Genomic DNA, 17,381 nt, shown 5'->3' with positions numbered 1-17,381 from the left:
CCGTTTCCATGATCGCAATGATCACCGAAAGGCCCAATGTCAGCGGCACGAAAAGAAAGTGGTACATCGCTGTCATCGCGAATTGCAGGCGCGACAGCTCTACAAGGCCAAATTCCATAGCGACCGGTCCCCATAATAAATTCGTCTTTGCGAATATATTATCGGATTAGAAAAAGTCGAGCTTTAACCTAGATCAACCTGCGGCCATTTATTTGCCGCTATGTCAGGGTGACGATGCGGTCGGCAAAGTCGGTCTCGATGGCTTTGTGCGCGGCGATCACAATCACCGCCTGGGGCAGGGCGTTTCGGATACCCCGCAAAACCGCCTTGGCGGTGGCATCATCCAGCCCTTCGGTAGGCTCGTCCAGCAACAAGACCGCGGGTTGGCGCAAAAGGGCGCGGGCAAGGGCCAGGCGGCGGCCTTCGCCACCTGATAACCCCTCGCCATGCGGACCAAGCGGGGTGCCCAAGCCCCCCCGCGCGCGGATCACCGGGTCCAGCCGCACTGCCGCCAGCGCCTGCCACAGCGCCGGCTCATCCGCGTCGGGGGCGGCCAGCCGCAGCGCCTCGGCCACGGTTCCGGCCATCAGTGCGCTGCGCTGGGGCACAAGGGTCAGCGCGGCCCGCAACGCCGGTTCCGCACAATCGCTGACCACGACCCCGCCCAGACTGATCTGCCCGGCTGCAATCGGGTGCAACCCTGCAATCGCCTGCAATAGGGTCGATTTGCCCACGCCGCTATGCCCGGCAATGGCCACCGTCTGACCCGGCGCCACCTTCAGCGACAGCCCCGATACGATGGGCTGCGCCGTCTGATGCCGATGCAGCGTCACCGCATTTAGCGCCAGTGCCGCGCCGGGGGTGCCGGTCGCAACCGGTGCGGGGGCGGGTGAAAGGTCGCACCGAACCCGGCGCGCGGCATCTGCCATCCGGCCCAGATCGGCAACGGCACGGCGCAGGGGGGCGACCGTCTCGGCCAGTGCCAGTGCGGTAAAAAACCCCAACGCGGCATAGGCTGCGCCCAACTGACCGTTTTGGACCAGCGCCACCCCAAGCCCAAGCGCCCCCGCCGCCACCAGCGATGCCAGCGCCGAAAGCGCGGCCCCCGCGCGCCGCTCATTGCGGTCCAACGCGCGGCGCAGGGCATATCGGCGCGCCTCGGCCTGCGATACGGCGTCCCGCTGGGCGATAAGCTGGCCATGCACCGCCAGATTGCGCCGGGCGCGGATCATGTCAATCAAACGGGTGCGAAAGGCCTGATGCGCCACCTCTGCCCGGCGTGATAGCGGCACGGCACGCCGCGACACGCGCCAGAATATGGCGACGCTGCCCAGCAGATACCCACCCGCAACCCACGCCGCGATCAGGGGCGACACCAGCCACGCCAGCGCCGCAAACCCCAGAACCTGCGCCGCAATACCCGATACGACCGGCAGCACCAGCCGCAGTGAAACCCCGTCCAACGCGTCTATATCGGCGGTCAGGCGGTTCAACGCCTCGGCACTGCGAACCCGGATCATCCGGGCATGGGGGGCGGCCAGATGCCCCGCCAACAGCCGCAATCGCAGGGTTTCCAGCGCGCGCAGCGTTGCGTCATGGGTCAAGACCCGCTCGCCATAGCGCGCCGCCGCACGGCCAAGCGCCAAGAACCGCACCAGCGCCGAGGGTCGAAAGACATCAAACACCGCCCCCGTACCCGCCAGACCGGCCGCCGCCGCCGCCGTGATGAACCACCCCGACAGCCCCAAAAGCGCCGCCCCCATAACCAGCACCAAAAACCCCAGCAACGCACCCCGCAGCAAGGCCACCCGCTGATCGCGCAGGATCAGTGCGAAGATGTGGAAAAGCGCACTCATTCCCGCACCCCAAAGCGGATCACGCGGCCCATCCGCGCCGCCAACGCCGGATCGTGGGTAGCCACCACCAGCGTGGCACCGCGCGCAGCCGCAGCCAGCAGCGCCTTGGTCACCAGCGCGGCGGTAGCGGCGTCCAGATTGGCCGTCGGCTCATCCGCGAGGATCACATCGGGTGCCGCATATAGGGCGCGGGCCAGCGTCACGCGCCGCGCCTCGCCGCCCGAAAGACCAGTGCCGGTTTCCCCCAACCGGGTGTTCAAACCCTGTGGCAATCCGGCAATAACGCCCTTGATCGCCGCCGATGTGATGGCGCCGTCAAGGTCACCCACACGGCCCAGTGTCAGGTTCTGGCGCAGGCTGGCCTGCATGAAATGCGGTGCCTGTGGCATCCACCCCAAACGGGCGCGCCAGTTGTCTGCAACCTCATCCGTCAGGGCCAGCCCCGCGACCACCACCTGCCCGGCCAGAGGCAGGCTTAGCCCCGCCATCAGCCGCAACGCCGAGGTTTTTCCCGCCCCGCTTGGCCCCACCAGCGCCACCGTCTCCCCCGGTGCAATCTGGATATCGGGCAAGGCAATGCCATCCGGGGTGACGCAATCGCGCAGCATGATGCTGGCCGGGCCGGGCAGGGGGGCGGCGCGTCCGCCAGTGCCCGGCAGATTTGCGGTTTTGGCGGCGCGCCAGGCGGCCAGTTCGGCCATCACCGCCTCGGCTGCGGCCTTGTCGTGCCAGGCGGTGCCCAGATCGCGCAGCGGCTGATAAAACTCGGGCGCCAGCAACAACAGAAATATCCCCGCCTCGGGCGAAATCGCGCCGCCCCAGGCGCCAAACCCCAACAGCCCCAATAATGAAAACCCGACGTAAACGGCGACCATCGCAACCCCGATGGCGGCGAACAGTTCCAGAACGGTCGAGGACAGAAAGGCGATGCGCAACACCGCCATGGTGCGGTGGCGCAACTGCCCGGCCTTGGTAGCAAACCCGGCCAGAACAGTATCACCGGCACCCAGCAGGCGGATGTCAACCAGCGCTGAAAGCCGCTCGACCAGCAGGTCGTTCAAGGTGCCCATTTCGGCCATCTGGCGGGCGCTGGTCTCTTTCGCGGCAAGGCCCACAAGCGCCATGAACACCGGAATCAGCGGCCCAGAGACTAAAAACACGGCCGCAACCGCCCAGGATTGCGATAGCGCCAGCACGAAAATGACGATCGGCAGAACCATGACCCGGGCGCGCGCCGGGCTGTAGCGCGTGACATAGGGCACCAGCAGATCCAGCTTTTCACCGGCCAGTGCGGCGATACTGCCCGCGCCGCCAAAGGGGCTGTCCGCGCCGCGCCCTGCCTCGGACGCGATGATACCGGCGCGGGCGTGGGTCACGATCAGCTCGGCTGCGGTTTGCGCATGCGTATCGGCCCAAAGCGCAAGGGCTGCGCGCAAAAGCCCCAGCACCGCAAACCCTGCCGCAGCGATCAGCGGGGCAGGCGCATTGCCCGCCAACAGCCCGCCCAAGGTGACAGCCACCACCGCCGCCTGCAACGGCCAGACCAGCCCCGCCAGAACCGACCCGGCAACCGCCCGGCGCAATGACGCCCGGCCCGGCCGCATCAACCAGACCGCGTCACCCCCTGAACCCTTTGCGTTTTTGCCCTGCACCAGACCTGCGCCCTCATGTCATGCAGCATGAGGCTACACCGCGGCGCGACGGCGCACCATGCGGCCTTCTATCTGCGCAAACGTGTCGTAGATCAGCATCGCCAACAGGCCGACCGTCAGGCCGCCTTGCAGCACAAAGGCCGTGTTATTGGTCAGCAGGCCCGCAATGATCACCTCGCCCAGCGTCTTTGCCGCCACGGTTGACCCGATCGTTGCGGTGCCAAGCGCGATCATCACCGAAACACGGATACCGGCCAGAATGACCGGGGCGGCCAGCGGCAATTCCACCTGCATCAGCCGCTGCCAACGGTCAAGGCCCATGCCGCGTGCGGCCTCCATCGTGCGGGGCGGAAGGGTTGATAGCGCAGTCAGGGCATTTTCGAAAATCGGCAGCAGCCCATATAAAAACAGTGCAACCAGCGTTGGTTTGGCGCCAAAGCCAAGCGCAGGGACCGCCAGCGCCAGCACCGCAACCGGTGGAAAGGACTGGCCGATATTGGTGATGGTGCGCGATAGCGGGCGAAAGGCCGCGCCCGCAGGCCGGGTGACGAAAATGGCCAGCGCAACCGCTACCAGCGTGGCCGCAAGGCTGGCCAATGCGACCAGCGCCAGATGGTTCAGCGACAATGACAAAAGCGAGCTGCGATCATAGATCACCGGCCCGCCGGGCGGCGCAAACGGCCTGAACATCCAGCCAAAGGCGGCCGGTCGCAGCACCAGTGCCGCCAGCAGCGCAAAAAGCCCGGCGCGGATAAGTGTGGCCGCTTTCATGCCTGCTGCCTGACGCGGTTGCGGATTGCCGCCAGCGTGACGCGCCCGATGCCCAGTCCGTCACGTTCCACCGGCACCGCGTCATGGCCCGACCAAAGACAGGCCGACAGCGCATCACGCAGGCTGGCCGTGGCGGGCAGCGCCTTGCCCTCGGCGGGGCCTGCCTCGGCCAGATCACCAACGGGTATCAGCGACAAAAGCCGCATCGGGCGTTCCGCGTCGCCCACCATGTCCGCGACAAACCCATTTACGGGCCGCGCGACAATATCCTGCGGCGGGCCGTATTGGATCAGCCGGCCCTGATCCATCACCCCCACCCGATCCCCCAGCAAGATCGCCTCATCCATGTCATGGGTGACCAGCACGATGGTTGAGCCCAGCTTGCGCTGAATCTGCCGCAGATCGTGTTGCGCGCGGGCCCGGATGATGGGGTCAAGCGCGCCGAACGGCTCGTCCATCAGCAAAAGATCGGGGCGCGAGGCCAAGGCCCGCGCCACCCCCACCCGCTGTTGCTGCCCGCCCGACAGTTCCTGCGGATAGCGGCCCCGGAATTCGCCGGGCTCCATGCCGAACAGGGCCAGCAATTCATCCACGCGGGCGCTGATCCTGTCGGCGGGCCAATTCAGAAGGCGCGGCACGGCGGCGATGTTGCGCGCCACCGTTTGATGCGGGAAAAGCCCGTTGCCCTGAATCGCATAGCCAATCCGGCGGCGCAGGATATGCGGGGCAACCGCGTGCGTCGGCTCGCCGTTGATCCGCACCTCGCCCGAGGTCGGTTCAACCAGCCGGTTGATCATCCGCAAAAGCGTGGTCTTGCCCGACCCCGACGTGCCAACGACAACGGTGATGGTCCCGGTCTCAATCAGCATCGACACGGCATCAACGGCAGGGGCGCCATTGTAGATCTTTGTTATCCGGTCAATTTCGATCATGGGTTTCCCCGTTTTGGCGTGCGTTGCGCAAGGTCGACAAGAATATCCATCAGGATCGCCGCGACCAGCGCCATGAAAACCGTGGGCAGCGCCCCCAGCAAGATCAGGTCCGTGGCCGTCTGGTTCAGACCCTGAAAGACGAAAGTGCCAAACCCGCCGCCGCCAATCAGCCCGGCAATCACCGCAAGCCCGATGTTTTGCACCAGCACGATGCGCAGCCCTGCCAGAATTACCGGAAAGGCCAGCGGCAGTTCCACCGTCCAGAGGCGTTGGCGCAGGGTCATGCCCATGCCCCGCGCAGCCTCGACGCTGGGGGGCGGGACAGACCCCAGCCCCGCGACCGTGTTGGAAACCACCGGCAACAGCGAATAAAGCAACAGCGCCACGAAGGCCGGGGCAAAGCCAATTCCCGCAATGCCCATGGCATGCGCGCCGGGCACGGCGTCACCGACCCAGCCCAGAATCGGGATCATGATGCCAAACATCGCCAGTGACGGGATGGTTTGCAAAAAGCTTAGCACCGGGATGGTTGCCGTACGCAAACCGGGGCGACGGTGGCACACAATCCCCAGCGGAAAGCCGATCGCCGCCGCAACCGCAAGCGACCCAAACGCCAGCGCCACATGGCGCGATGCGGCGGTTCTGAAACCGGCCTCGCGGGCGCGGTATTCCTGCATGGGGGAAAGGTGTTCCAGCGCGCCAGACGATAAAAGCGCAAACAGGCCCGCCAACACGAACAGCAAAAGCGCCAGCCGCAACCCCGGGCCGGGGCGCAGCCCGCCAATCGCATCGGCCATCAGCAACAGCGCCACCGACAAGAGGCACCAAAAACCCGCCGCAGGCGACACGCGGGCAAGGGTGCCGGCGCCATCCAGCAGGTTCGCGGACCCTTGTGACAGCAACACAAACACCCCCCCAAGGCAGGCCAGACTACCCACAAACCGCAGCGCGGGGCGTATCTGGACAAGGCCACAGGCCAACCCCCCCGCGATCGCCAGCAAAGAAGCGGTTACGATAAAAGGCCCCGCAACCTCCCACGGGGCGGCGCCGTCGCCCGCCACGATCCGGTTTGCCCGCAGCGTGACAAACGGCAGCAACAGCGACAAAAGCCCCAGCACCGCAAACAGCACACCCGGAGGTGACAGGTTTCGCCCCATCGGGCGCGCGACGGGCACCAGATCAGTCAAGCACGCCGGTCTGGGTCAGATAATCGCGCGCGACGGCCTCGGCCGGTTCGCCGCCAACCTGAATCCGGCCATTCAGCTTTTGCAGCGTGGTCAGGTCAAGATCTGCAAAGATCGGGTTCAAAACATCGGCAATTGCGGGGTATTCCTTTAGCACGTCGGCGCGCACAATGGGGGTGGCCTCGTAGACGGGCTGCACGCCCTTGTCATCGGCCATCACGACCAGCCCGGTGGCGCCCACCCCACCATCGGTGCCGTAAACCATCGCCGCGTTCACGCCCGACGTGCCGCGCGCCGCCGCTTGAATGGTGGCCGCCGTATCGCCCCCCGACAGAATGACCATCTGATCTTCGCTCAGCTCAAACCCATAGGCCGCCTGCATCGCCGGAAGCACCGACGGCGAGGAAACGAATTCGGTCGAAGCCGCCAGCTTTACCGTGCCACCATCTGACACCCATTCGCCAAAGTCGCTCATCGTGACAAGGCCGTTTTCGTCGGCCACGGGGCCGGTTACGGCAATCGCCCAGGTGTTGTTGGCAGGTGCCGGTTGCAACCAGACGATCTGATTGGCCTCGTCGTCCAATTCCTTGGCGCGCTCATAACCCGCAGTGGCGTTTTTCCAGACGTTACTATCGGCCTCGTTGAAAAAGAAGGCCGCGTTGCCGGTATATTCTGGGTAGATGTCGATCTGGTCGGCCAACAGCGCCTCTCGCACTACCTGCGTGCCGCCAAGCTGCAACCGGCGCACCACCGGCAGGCCCGCATCCTCTAGCGCGAGGGCGATGACATTGCCCAGCAACCCGCCTTCGGTGTCAATTTTCGACGAAACGGTGATATCCGCCTGCGCGACCGATGCAAAGCCGGCGGCAAGGCCCAGAGTTGCGAGGAATTTGTTTGCGATCATGGCGAAATGCTCCTGTTTTCCAATTAACTCCTACACCTAGGAGAGTGTTCCGGCAGGTCCAGTATTTTGCGCCGGCGCGGTTCATCGCGGCACAGCGACGCCGATACGAGGGTCGGGCGTTGCAAGTAAGCCAGATTGCGGCTTTTGCCGTCAAGGGTTGAATATCGGCTTGGCAATGACTTTGGCGGTGCGCCCGACATGCGCCCGACATGGGGCACCGCGCGGTAAACCGCGCGGTAAATTGAACGCGCCCCCCCGGCTGCACCCTTGCCGAAATGCCTATCCTGCGGCACACTATCTTCATCGTTTGTACGGGGAAACATATGGTTTCAGCCGTTTCGCGGCGCGCAGAACACCAAATGGAAGGGCGCTGATGCCCTTTGTGGCGGTATTGGCGACAGCGCAAAGACAGGCGCCCGCCCGGCCCCATGATGCGGGGCCCGACCACGCTGGTCGCGTTAGCATTCCCGGCAATGGTATGTCCAACGGCACTTTGTGGGGACGACATGTGGGTAAGATTGCTTGATCACAGACTAAGGCAGATGATCGTGCAGGGCGCGATGCGGCTTTGGTATCCAGACGCCAGCTACCAGGACTATGGCAGCGGCCCGCCGCGCTACACGGTCCATATGACCGATCCATCCCTCCCAAGGCGGCTGGTCATGAATCCAGAACTGGCCCTGGGCGAAGCCTATACCGATGGCACCTTGCTGATCGAAGGGGATGATCTTTACGGGTTCATGGATTTCATCATCCGCAACCTTCCCGCAACGCGCGCGCCAACCTGGGACCGGCCCGATCTGATCATCCAGCACGCGCTGCGAAAGGTTCAACAGTTCAACCCGATGCGAAGGTCCCGGCATAATGTCGCGCATCACTATGATTTGTCAGGCAAATTATACGATCTGTTTCTGGATGCCGACCGCCAGTATTCCTGCGCCTATTTCCGCCACTCGTCCGATACCCTCGAACAGGCGCAACAGCAAAAAAAGGCGCATATCGCCGCCAAATTGCGGTTGCAGCGCGGAATGCGGGTGCTGGATATCGGCTGCGGCTGGGGCGGCCTTGCGATCAGCCTTGCGCGTGATCACGGCGTATCGGTGCACGGCATCACCCTGTCACAGGAACAATACGCCTACGCGACGGCGCGGGCAAAGCGCGAGGGCTTTGCAGGGCAGGTCACCTTTGCGCTGGCCGATTACCGCGAACTGGGCGGCACCTATGACCGGATCGTTTCAGTTGGCATGTTTGAACATGTCGGCGTGCCGCAATACCGGACATTCTTTCGCCGGGTGCGAGAGTTGCTGACCGAAGACGGGGTGGCGCTTATCCACTCGATCGGGCGCGCGGCCCCCCCCAGCAGCACCGGGCCGTGGATTCGCAAGTATATTTTTCCCGGTGGCTATGTGCCCGCGCTATCAGAACTGATGAACGGGGTTGAGCGAGAGGATCTTTGGCCGACCGATATTGAGGTCTGGCGGCTGCATTACGCCGAAACGCTGCGCCACTGGCTGGCCCGGTTTGAAGCGAATGAAGGTGCCGCCCGCGCGCTTTATGACGAACGGTTCTGCCGGATGTGGCGCTTTTATCTGGTGACGTCGGAGCTGACGTTTCGGGCCGGGCGGCAGGTGGTGTTTCAGGTGCAACTGGCGCGGCGTCAGGATGCGGTGCCGCTGACGCGCGACTACCTTTATTCGGGCGATCAGGCAGACAGCGAACGGCTGGCCGCCGAATGAACTGCGCACCCTTGCCGGGAAACCCCGGTTTTGGAAAGGACCACCATGACCCCCCGCGACCCGATTGCGATACTGCCCACCCACGAGGTTTTCAACGTTCCCATCGATATCGGTGATCAGGATCTTTGGGCTGATGATCTGGCCTTGCGTGAATGGGCGGGGCGTTTGGGCGGGCCGTCGATCATTTCTCATTTGGCAGCGACCGGTAAGGTCTTTGGCGCGGCAGAGGTTTTCGAGAAGGCCGATCAGGCCAACCGGCACGGGCCGGAATTGCGCGCCTTTGACCGTCAGGGGATGCGGATCAATCAGGTTGAATTTCACCCGGCCTATCACGATCTGATGCGCCTTGCCGTGTCCCAAAAGGTGCATAATTTCCCTTGGGCGCATGGCGGCGCGGGCGGTCATGTGGGCATGGCGGCGCTGACCTATATGTTCAGTCAGCCGGAAGGCGGCGTGATGTGCCCGATGTCAATGACCTATTCGGTCGTCCCGGCCTTGCGCGCGGCACCCGGGGTTGCGGATGAATGGATGCCGCGCATCCTGTCCACCGATTATGACCCCCGCGATATTCCTGCCGGCGAAAAGACCGGCGCGCTTTTTGGCATGTTCATGACGGAAAAGCAGGGCGGATCTGACGTGCGGGCGATTTCCACAACGGCCACGCCAATCGGCACTGCAACCGGCATGGGGGCCGACTATCGTTTGCACGGTCACAAATTTTTCTGCTCGGCCCCGATGTGCGACGCGTTTTTGGTGCTGGCGCGGACGGCAGGGCAGGATCTGTCGTGCTTTCTGGTGCCCCGGTGGCGGCCGGACGGGTCGCGCAATGCGCTGTTCATTCAGCGGATCAAGGACAAACTGGGTAACCGCTCCAACGCCACGGTCGAGATGGAGTTTAGCGACGTTCATGGCCGGATGGTTGGCGATGAAGGGCGCGGTATCCGCACGATCATCGACATGGTGACCGGCAACCGCATGACTTGCGCGGCGTCTTCGGCCGGGCTGATGCGGCAGGCGCTACGGCAGGCGCTGCACCACACGCGGCATCGGTCGGCGTTTCAACGGCGGCTGGTGGATCAACCACTGATGCGGGCGGTGCTGGCCGATATGGCCATCGAGGTTGAGGCCGCCCTGGCGCTGGCGCTGCGGGTTGCCGGTGCGATGGACAACGCCGAAAAGGATGCGGATGCGCAATCTATCGCGCGGGTCGGCACCGCGCTTGCAAAATACTGGAACTGCAAACGCGCCCCTTCGCTGGTGGCAGAGGCGCTGGAATGTCATGGCGGGTCGGGGTATATTGAGGAAAGCATCATGCCGCGCCTATACCGTGAGGCGCCCGTGAACAGCATCTGGGAAGGCTCGGGCAATGTTCTGGCCCTTGATATTTTGCGCGCGCTGACGCGCACGCCCGAAACCTTGTCTGCGGTGTTCAAAGAGCTTGAACAGGCGCGCGGTTACAACGGGTTTCTGGACCGCGCGATTGATGATCTGCGCGCCGATCTGGCGATGAAAGACGGGCAAGAGGGCCGAATGCGCGATATCGGCTGCAAGATGGCCCTGACGCTTCAGGGCGCCTTGCTGTGCCAAGGGTCGGCAGAGGTGGCCGATGCATTTTGCGCCTCGCGCCTGGCCGGGCGCTATGGCGGCATGTTTGGCGCGCTGCCACAGGGCTGTGCGCTGGACGATATCATCGAACGCATAGCCCCGGAAAGCTGATACCCCTTTCAAGGGCTATGGCCATTGGGGCGCCCATTCGCACCATGGGTCAGGTCACCCCCCCGAAGGCCGAATAACACAGCCCAAACCGGAACTGGCAGCAAATGTAGCCTAATCCAGTTCCTGAACACCCCCGCCCGAGACGGTCAGGATCTGCCCGCTGATCCAGCTTGCCGCAGGGGCGCAAAGAAACAGCGCGGCGTTGGCCATGTCTTGCGGCTCGCCAAGGCAGTTGATCGGCGTATTGGTCAGCATCTTCTTTTCAATTTCGTCATTCAGCACGGATTTCAGCGCATCTGTGCGGGTGGCGCCGGGGGCGATACCGTTGACGCGAATGCCCATCGGGCCAAGGTCAAAGGCGATGTTGCGGATCAGGTGGTTGGTGGCCGCCTTGGACGATCCGTAAGAGGCCATGCGCTTATTCTTGTTCTCGCCCGCCATCGAGGTGATCGCCAGCATCGCGCCACCGCCCACCTTTTCCATTTCGGGCGCGGCAATCTGGGCCAGCCGGAACAATGAAAACACGTTCAGATCATAGGCGCGGCGAAAATCGGCCATCGGCATGTCAAAGGGCTTTGGCCCGCCCCCGCCGGCGTTGCTGACCAAAATGTTCAGCCCACCGAAACGCTGCACCGTTTGCCCGATCAGGCCGGCCAGATCCTCTTCTTTCGTAACGTCACAGGCCATTGCCGCAGCCTTGCCGCCCTGCGCGCCGATTGCGGTTGCAACAGTGGTGGCAGCCGCCAGATCACGGTCGCTGACCATGACGGCAGCGCCAGCGGCGGCAAAGGTTTCGGCAATCGCGCGGCCAATACCTGCCCCCGCGCCGGTAATGACGGCAACCTGCCCGCTCAGTTCAAAATCCGCCTTGTTATACATTCATCAATTCCTTTTCATCCTTGCTGGCATATCGTGCATGAAAAGAAAAATAAAAGGGGGCGGGTCATCGTGATGCGGCGTCAATTTCGGCGCTATAGGCCCTGAACGGGTAGGATCAGTGATCATTTCCCCTGGCATCCCCCTTGCAGTTTTCCGGGATCGCGATGATTTGGGCTACACATGGCAAAGGAACCCGCGATGTTTCAGATTTTGACGCCCGACACCTATGTGACCAGCCCCTGGAAAAACGGAGGCGGCATCACGCATGAGATTGCCAAGGCCGAAACGGCGCAGGGCTGGCGCTGGCGGCTAAGCATTGCCGAGGTGGCGACCGACGGGCCATTTTCGCGGTATGACGGAATGTCGCGGATTTTGACGGTGATCGAGGGCAACGGCATTGATCTGCATACGCCAGAGGGCATTTTGCAGGCGCGCCCCTGCAAACCGGTCGCCTTTTCGGGCGAATTGCCGATTGACAGCCGCATGGTCGACGGGCCGATCAAGGACCTGAACCTGATCTATGACGCGCGTCTTTTGCGTGCCGAGGTGGTGGTTCTGGACGGCCCGTGCCAGATGTCTATCGGGCCGGGGTGGGCGGGGTTTTTGTGCCTTGCCGGGGAGGTGAGTGTTGACAAGACCCCACTGCCGGCCATGGCCTTTGCGCTGGCAGACACGGGGGGTGTGGGCGAAATTACCCTGGCCGATGGGGCCAGGGGTGTGTTGATACGCCTCTTGGATCTGGTCTGAGCCCGCTTAGATCGAGGCCAGAAGCCCACTGACCGCCTTGCGCCAGCCGCTGATGATCTGGTCGCGGTGAACGTGCCGCCCGGCCCGCACCTGATGGCGCCCCGCTGACCAAAGATCGGTCACGACCGTGTCAGGGGCGGCAAAGGCCAGCCCGTCAAGGATCTGATCAGGGCGCAGCGCGCATAGCGTCTGATGCGACAGGTCAATCGCCGTCAGATCGGCCAGGTTGCCCACCGCGATTTCACCCGCCTTGCGCCCCAGCGCCTGCGCCCCGCCTTTTGCCGCGCCAACATAAATCGCTTGCCCCACGGACCCCTCTTTTTCAACCATCACATTGCGCGCGATGTCGCGCAGGCGCTGGCTGTATTCCAGCGTGCGCAGCTCTTCGGTCAGGGAAATGCGCACATTGCTGTCTGACCCGATACCGAACGCCCCACCTGCGGCAAGCCAGCCCGGCCCGTTGAATGGCCCGTCGCCCAGATTGGCCTCGGTGATCGGGCAAAGCCCGGCCACGGCGCCGGTTTTTGCCAGCGCCTCGGTTTCAGCGGGGGTCATGTGGGTGGCATGGATTGCGCACCAATCAGCACCGATGGGTGTGTTGGCAAGCAGCCATTCCACCGGGCGCGCGCCCAGCCACGCGGAAATATCGGCCACTTCCTTCGGCTGTTCCGCCACATGGATATGAATGGGCCCACCGGCGGCAAGGGGCAGCGCGCGGGCAAGATCGGCGGGGTTTGTGGCGCGCAGCGAATGGGGGGCGATGCCGACGCGGGTATCGGGGGGCAGGGTGGCGGCGCTTGCGCGCACCGCCTCAAGCAGTTTTGCAAACCCGTCAACCGAATTGCCAAACCGTAACTGGCCCGCCACCAAGGGCTGTTCGCCCGCGCCGCCATAGCTGTAAAGCACCGGCAGATGCGTCAACCCGATGCCGGTCAGGCCGGCGGCGGCAAAGATACGCTGCGACAGCTCATCAATACTGGCGTAGGGCGCGCCGCCCGGCTGGTGGTGAACATAGTGAAACTCGCCCACCGCTGCATAGCCCGCCTCTTGCATTTCCATGAACACCAGCGCGGCGATGGCTTCCATCTGTTCGGGCGTAAGGCGGTCAAGGAACCGGTACATCAGATCGCGCCAGGTCCAGAAACTATCGCGCCCGGCGATGCGGTGTTCGGTCATCCCGGCCATGGCGCGCTGAAAGCTGTGGCTGTGCAGGTTGGAAAGCGCGGGCAGCAGGGCCGACACAATCGTGTCACCCGGCTGGGCGGCAGCCCCCTGCGTCACCGCGGTTATATGCCCGTCGGCGGCACTGATCCTGACCTTTTGCGCCCATCCACCGGGCAACAACGCATGTTCGGCAAAAATCACGATCGCGACTCCTTATGTGTAGACATAATGCTTATACTTAAATACACATCGACTCAGCAATAGCTTTGTGGAGCATGAAACGTGCAACAGACCTCTGTGGTTTTGACAGCATGCCGGGCCGCGACAATGCTTGGCGAAAAAGAGGCCTATAGCCTGATCGACGATGCCGCCCTGGTGCTGGAATCGGGTCGGATCGCCTGGGTCGGCGCGCAATCCGACCTGCCCGCGCAATATGGCGCATATATGGTGCATGATATGGGCGGGCGGCTGATTACGCCCGCGCTGATAGATTGCCACACCCATGTCGTCCACGGCGGCAACCGTGCCGCGGAATTTGAGATGCGCCTGCAAGGGGCGACCTACGAAGAGGTCGCTCGCGCCGGAGGTGGCATCATCTCAACCGTGACGGCGACCAGAAAAGCCTCGCAAGAGGCGCTGGTGGCGGCGGCCCTTCCGTTTGTGGATGCGATGATCGCTGAGGGTGTTTCGGTCATTGAAATCAAGTCCGGCTACGGGCTGGAGGCCGATACAGAGCTGCGGATGCTGCGCGCGGCCCGTGCGATCGGCACAAAGCGCCCGGTTCTGGTGCGCACCAGCTATCTGGCCGCGCACGCCATACCGCCCGAATACAAGGGCCGCGCTGACGCCTATGTTGACGAAGTGTGCATCCCCACCCTGCGGGTTGCGCATGCACAGGGGCTGGTCGACGCGGTGGACGGGTTTTGCGAAGGCATCGCCTTTAGCCCGGCGCAGATGGAGCGGATCTTTGTCGTCGCGAAAGAGCTGGACCTGCCGATCAAGCTACATGCCGAACAGCTGTCCAATCTTGGCGGCGCGGCACTGGCGGCACGCTATGGCGCGATGTCAGCCGATCATCTGGAATACCTGGATGAGGCGGGGGTAAAGGCGATGGCGGCGGCGGGCACCGTTGCGGTGATCCTGCCGGGGGCGTTTTACACCCTGCGTGAAACACAGATGCCGCCGATTGATCTGTTGCGCCAGCATGGTGTGGCGATGGCCGTGGCGACCGACATGAACCCCGGATCATCCCCGATGTCATCGCTGTTGCTGGCGATGAACATGGCCTGCACCCTCTTTCGCATGACCCCGGCCGAGGCGCTGGCGGGTGCTACCATCCACGCCGCCCGCGCGCTTGGCCTGACGGATCGCGGCACCCTGGCCCCGGGGCAAGCCGCCGATCTGGCCGTTTGGGCCTGCGACCACCCGGCCGAGCTGGCCTATCGCATCGGCTTTAACCCCCTTCATCAACGCATCATCGGAGGCGCGCTTTGAGTGCTCTTGTCCTGACCCCCGGCCAGACCACGCTGGCCCAACTGGCCCGCGTCTATCGCGAAGAACTGGCCGTCACACTGGACCGCGCGGCCAAGCCCGGCATCCTGAACGCGGCCAAGGCAATTGCGGCCGCCGCGGCGGGTGATGTGCCGGTTTACGGGGTCAATACCGGCTTTGGCAAACTGGCCTCCATGCGCATTGCGCCGGCTGATACCGCCACGCTGCAACGCAACCTGATCCTGTCGCATTGCTGCGGCGTGGGCGAGCCGATTTCGCGCCGCCATGCGCGGTTGGTGATGGTGCTGAAGCTGCTCAGCTTTGGGCGCGGCGCATCGGGTGCGCGGTGGGAATTTGTCGAACTGATCGAGGCGATGCTGGCAAAAGGCGTCACCCCGGTTATTCCGGCGCAAGGCTCGGTCGGGGCGTCGGGCGATCTGGCGCCGCTGTCGCATATGACCGCCGTGCTGATCGGTGAGGGCATGGCCGAATATCAGGGCCGCGTGATGCCGGGCGCCAAGGCGCTGTCCGCCGCTGGCCTGGCGCCCATTCCGCTGGGCCCGAAAGAGGGGCTGGCGTTCATCAACGGCACCCAGTTTTCTACCGCCTTCGCGCTTGCAGGGCTGTTTGACGGCTGGAATGCGGCGCAATCGGCGCTGGTCACCTCGGCGCTGTCGACGGATGCGATCATGGGGTCGACCGCGCCTTTGCAGCCCGAAATTCACAGCCTGCGCGGCCATGCCGGCCAGATTGAGGCGGCAGGTTTCATGCGTGCGCTTCTGGACGGGTCCGAGATCCGCGAAAGCCATGTGGAGGGCGACGCCCGCGTTCAGGACCCCTATTGCATCCGCTGTCAGCCGCAAGTGACCGGCGCCGCGATGGACGTGCTACGCCAAGCCGCCCGCACGTTGGAGATTGAGGCGAACGCCGCAACCGACAATCCGCTGGTGCTGACCAAGGCCGGGCTGATCGTGTCGGGCGGCAACTTTCATGCCGAACCCGTGGGTTTTGCCGCCGATATGATCGCGTTGGCCTTGGCCGAGATTGGCGCAATCGCGCAGCGCCGCGTGGCGTTGATGGTCGATCCGGTCCTGTCGTTCAACCTGCCGCCGTTCCTGACCCCCAATCCGGGCCTGAATTCAGGTCTGATGATCGCAGAGGTCACGACGGCGGCCTTGATGTCGGAAAACAAGCACATCGCCATGCCCTGCGTGACTGACAGCACACCCACCTCTGCCAATCAGGAAGACCATGTCAGCATGGCCGCCCACGGCGCGGTGCGTCTGGGCAAGCTGGTGGCAAACCTGAATGTCATTCTGGGGGTCGAGGCTATCTGTGCCGCCCAAGGCGTTGATTTCCGCGCGCCACTGCAAACCTCTGCCCCGCTGCGAGCCGTCGTGACGCGGCTGCGCCAAGATGTGGCGACATTGGGCGATGACCGCTATATGGCCCCCGATCTTGCCGCCGCCGCAGCACTGATTGCCGATGGTGCCTTGGCAAAAGCGGCGGGTCTGACCCTACCGGAGCTATCAGCATGACTCCCTTTATCACCCATCAGGGCGACAGCCCCATCATTTTGGGCATGCCCCATGGTGGCACATTTGTGCCCCCGGCGTTGACCGCAAGGCTGAATGAGGTGGGCCGCGCGCTTGCCGATACGGACTGGCATATCGCGCAGCTTTACGATGGGCTTTTGCCCGGCGCGACGACGGTGCAGGCAACCTTTCACCGCTATGTGATTGACGCCAACCGCGACCCGGCCGGCGCCTCGCTTTACCCCGGCCAGAATACCACCGGCCTGTGCCCGACCACAGATTTTGACGGCCTCCCGATCTGGCAGGACGGGCAGGAACCCGGCGCCGATGAAATCGCACAGCGCACCGTTGAATTCCACGCCCCCTATCACGCGGCAATCGCCGCCGAGGTGGCGCGGGTAAAGGCCCGCCACGGGGTGGCCATCGTTTATGATTGCCACTCGATCCGGTCGGAAATTCCGTTCCTGTTTCCCGGTCTTTTGCCGGTCTTTTCCATCGGCACCAATGAGGGAAAAACCTGCGCCGACCCGGTAACGCAGGCGGTGGCACAGCCCTGCTTTGCCGCCTCGGGGTTTGACGCCGTGCTGAACGGCCGTTTCAAGGGCGGCTGGACCACGCGCCACTATGGCCAGCCCGAAACGGGCGTCCACGCCATCCAGATGGAGCTGGCCCAACGCGCCTATCTGACCGCCGAGGCGGCACCTTGGGCCTATTCCCCCGATACCGCCAAACCGCTGCGCGCGGTGCTGGCGCAAATCCTGACCTCGCTTGATACCCTTGCCCGCTCGGGCGCGCTTTCCCACGCATAGGAGCC

The 17,381-nt window shown here is 63.9% G+C and carries 14 protein-coding genes and 1 pseudogene; 6 read left to right on the top strand and 9 right to left on the bottom strand.

The annotated features are described in order from the left end of the window. From ACM62R_RS14450 to ACM62R_RS14420, 7 genes and pseudogenes are all read right to left on the bottom strand, one after another. Nucleotides 1-118, bottom strand: a 118-nt coding sequence (locus ACM62R_RS14450; protein WP_415184746.1) for a cytochrome ubiquinol oxidase subunit I, incomplete at its 3' end; no start/stop codon positions are given. A 216-nt stretch (nt 119-334) separates the two neighbouring features. After that, nucleotides 335-929, bottom strand: a pseudogene (locus ACM62R_RS14445) (ATP-binding cassette domain-containing protein); the annotation flags it as partial. Nucleotides 930-1,852: 923 nt separating this feature from the next. After that, nucleotides 1,853-3,508 (bottom strand): ABC transporter ATP-binding protein/permease, encoded by a 1,656-nt coding sequence (locus tag ACM62R_RS14440; RefSeq protein WP_415184742.1) that lies wholly within the window; start codon nt 3,506-3,508, stop codon nt 1,853-1,855. 33 nt (nt 3,509-3,541) lie between these two features. Then, on the bottom strand, nt 3,542-4,279 hold the full coding sequence (locus ACM62R_RS14435) for an ABC transporter permease (protein ID WP_415184741.1): 738 nt from the start codon (nt 4,277-4,279) through the stop codon (nt 3,542-3,544). Further along, nucleotides 4,276-5,211 (bottom strand): ABC transporter ATP-binding protein, encoded by a 936-nt coding sequence (locus ACM62R_RS14430; protein ID WP_415184740.1) that lies wholly within the window; start codon nt 5,209-5,211, stop codon nt 4,276-4,278. Before ACM62R_RS14430 ends, ACM62R_RS14435 begins: the two co-directional genes overlap by 4 nt. Continuing rightward, a complete protein-coding gene (locus ACM62R_RS14425; protein WP_415184739.1) occupies nt 5,208-6,398 on the bottom strand; it encodes an ABC transporter permease in 1,191 nt (396 codons plus the stop codon). Before ACM62R_RS14425 ends, ACM62R_RS14430 begins: the two co-directional genes overlap by 4 nt. After that, entirely contained in the window at nt 6,391-7,299 is a 909-nt protein-coding gene (locus ACM62R_RS14420) for an ABC transporter substrate-binding protein (RefSeq protein WP_415184738.1), read from the bottom strand. Before ACM62R_RS14420 ends, ACM62R_RS14425 begins: the two co-directional genes overlap by 8 nt. Before the next feature lie 506 nt (nt 7,300-7,805). On the opposite strand from ACM62R_RS14420, the gene ACM62R_RS14415 reads away from it, so the two are divergent. Next, a complete protein-coding gene (locus tag ACM62R_RS14415) occupies nt 7,806-9,035 on the top strand; it encodes a class I SAM-dependent methyltransferase (RefSeq protein WP_415184737.1) in 1,230 nt (409 codons plus the stop codon). 45 nt (nt 9,036-9,080) lie between these two features. Further along, a complete protein-coding gene (locus tag ACM62R_RS14410) occupies nt 9,081-10,751 on the top strand; it encodes an acyl-CoA dehydrogenase family protein (RefSeq protein WP_415184736.1) in 1,671 nt (556 codons plus the stop codon). Between the two features lie 111 nt (nt 10,752-10,862). On the opposite strand, the gene hdhA is transcribed toward ACM62R_RS14410, so the two are convergent. Continuing rightward, nucleotides 10,863-11,630: a 7-alpha-hydroxysteroid dehydrogenase gene (hdhA, locus tag ACM62R_RS14405; protein WP_415184735.1), complete on the bottom strand. Its 768-nt coding sequence runs from the start codon at nt 11,628-11,630 to the stop codon at nt 10,863-10,865. 180 nt (nt 11,631-11,810) lie between these two features. Between hdhA and ACM62R_RS14400 the strand changes: the two genes are divergently transcribed. After that, nucleotides 11,811-12,377, top strand: a complete 567-nt coding sequence (locus ACM62R_RS14400; protein WP_415184734.1) for a HutD family protein — start codon at nt 11,811-11,813, stop codon at nt 12,375-12,377. A 6-nt stretch (nt 12,378-12,383) separates the two neighbouring features. Here ACM62R_RS14400 and ACM62R_RS14395 read toward each other — a convergent pair whose 3' ends face one another. Beyond that, the gene (locus ACM62R_RS14395) at nt 12,384-13,745 is read right to left on the bottom strand and encodes a formimidoylglutamate deiminase (RefSeq protein ID WP_415184745.1); all 1,362 of its coding nucleotides are present in this window, start codon (nt 13,743-13,745) and stop codon (nt 12,384-12,386) included. Between the two features lie 93 nt (nt 13,746-13,838). On the opposite strand from ACM62R_RS14395, the gene hutI reads away from it, so the two are divergent. The 3 genes from hutI to hutG are packed head-to-tail and all read left to right on the top strand — an operon-like array spanning nt 13,839 to nt 17,376. Further along, complete coding sequence (hutI, locus tag ACM62R_RS14390) at nt 13,839-15,035, top strand: imidazolonepropionase (RefSeq protein WP_415184744.1); 1,197 nt, start codon at nt 13,839-13,841, stop codon at nt 15,033-15,035. Next, the gene (gene hutH, locus ACM62R_RS14385; protein ID WP_415184733.1) at nt 15,032-16,570 is read left to right on the top strand and encodes a histidine ammonia-lyase; all 1,539 of its coding nucleotides are present in this window, start codon (nt 15,032-15,034) and stop codon (nt 16,568-16,570) included. The genes hutI and hutH overlap by 4 nt, the downstream gene beginning before the upstream one ends. Then, on the top strand, nt 16,567-17,376 hold the full coding sequence (hutG, locus tag ACM62R_RS14380; protein ID WP_415184732.1) for an N-formylglutamate deformylase: 810 nt from the start codon (nt 16,567-16,569) through the stop codon (nt 17,374-17,376). The genes hutH and hutG overlap by 4 nt, the downstream gene beginning before the upstream one ends. Nucleotides 17,377-17,381 lie beyond the last annotated feature (5 nt).

Origin of the sequence: Phaeovulum sp. (assembly GCF_047638075.1) — a bacterium.
In the GTDB taxonomy this organism is placed as follows: domain Bacteria; phylum Pseudomonadota; class Alphaproteobacteria; order Rhodobacterales; family Rhodobacteraceae; genus UBA6197.
This window is presented reverse-complemented; position numbering and strand designations above follow the sequence as displayed.

Bases quoted from the DNA above. Each gene is read 5' to 3' on its own strand.
- ACM62R_RS14435 (WP_415184741.1), bottom strand. From the start codon at position 4,279: ATGAAAGCGGCCACACTTATCCGCGCCGGGCTTTTTGCGCTGCTGGCG.
- ACM62R_RS14430 (WP_415184740.1), bottom strand. From the start codon at position 5,211: ATGATCGAAATTGACCGGATAACAAAGATCTACAATGGCGCCCCTGCC.
- ACM62R_RS14420 (WP_415184738.1), bottom strand. From the start codon at position 7,299: ATGATCGCAAACAAATTCCTCGCAACTCTGGGCCTTGCCGCCGGCTTT.
- ACM62R_RS14415 (WP_415184737.1), top strand. From the start codon at position 7,806: ATGTGGGTAAGATTGCTTGATCACAGACTAAGGCAGATGATCGTGCAG.
- ACM62R_RS14410 (WP_415184736.1), top strand. From the start codon at position 9,081: ATGACCCCCCGCGACCCGATTGCGATACTGCCCACCCACGAGGTTTTC.
- hdhA (WP_415184735.1), bottom strand. From the start codon at position 11,630: ATGTATAACAAGGCGGATTTTGAACTGAGCGGGCAGGTTGCCGTCATT.
- ACM62R_RS14400 (WP_415184734.1), top strand. From the start codon at position 11,811: ATGGCAAAGGAACCCGCGATGTTTCAGATTTTGACGCCCGACACCTAT.
- hutG (WP_415184732.1), top strand. From the start codon at position 16,567: ATGACTCCCTTTATCACCCATCAGGGCGACAGCCCCATCATTTTGGGC.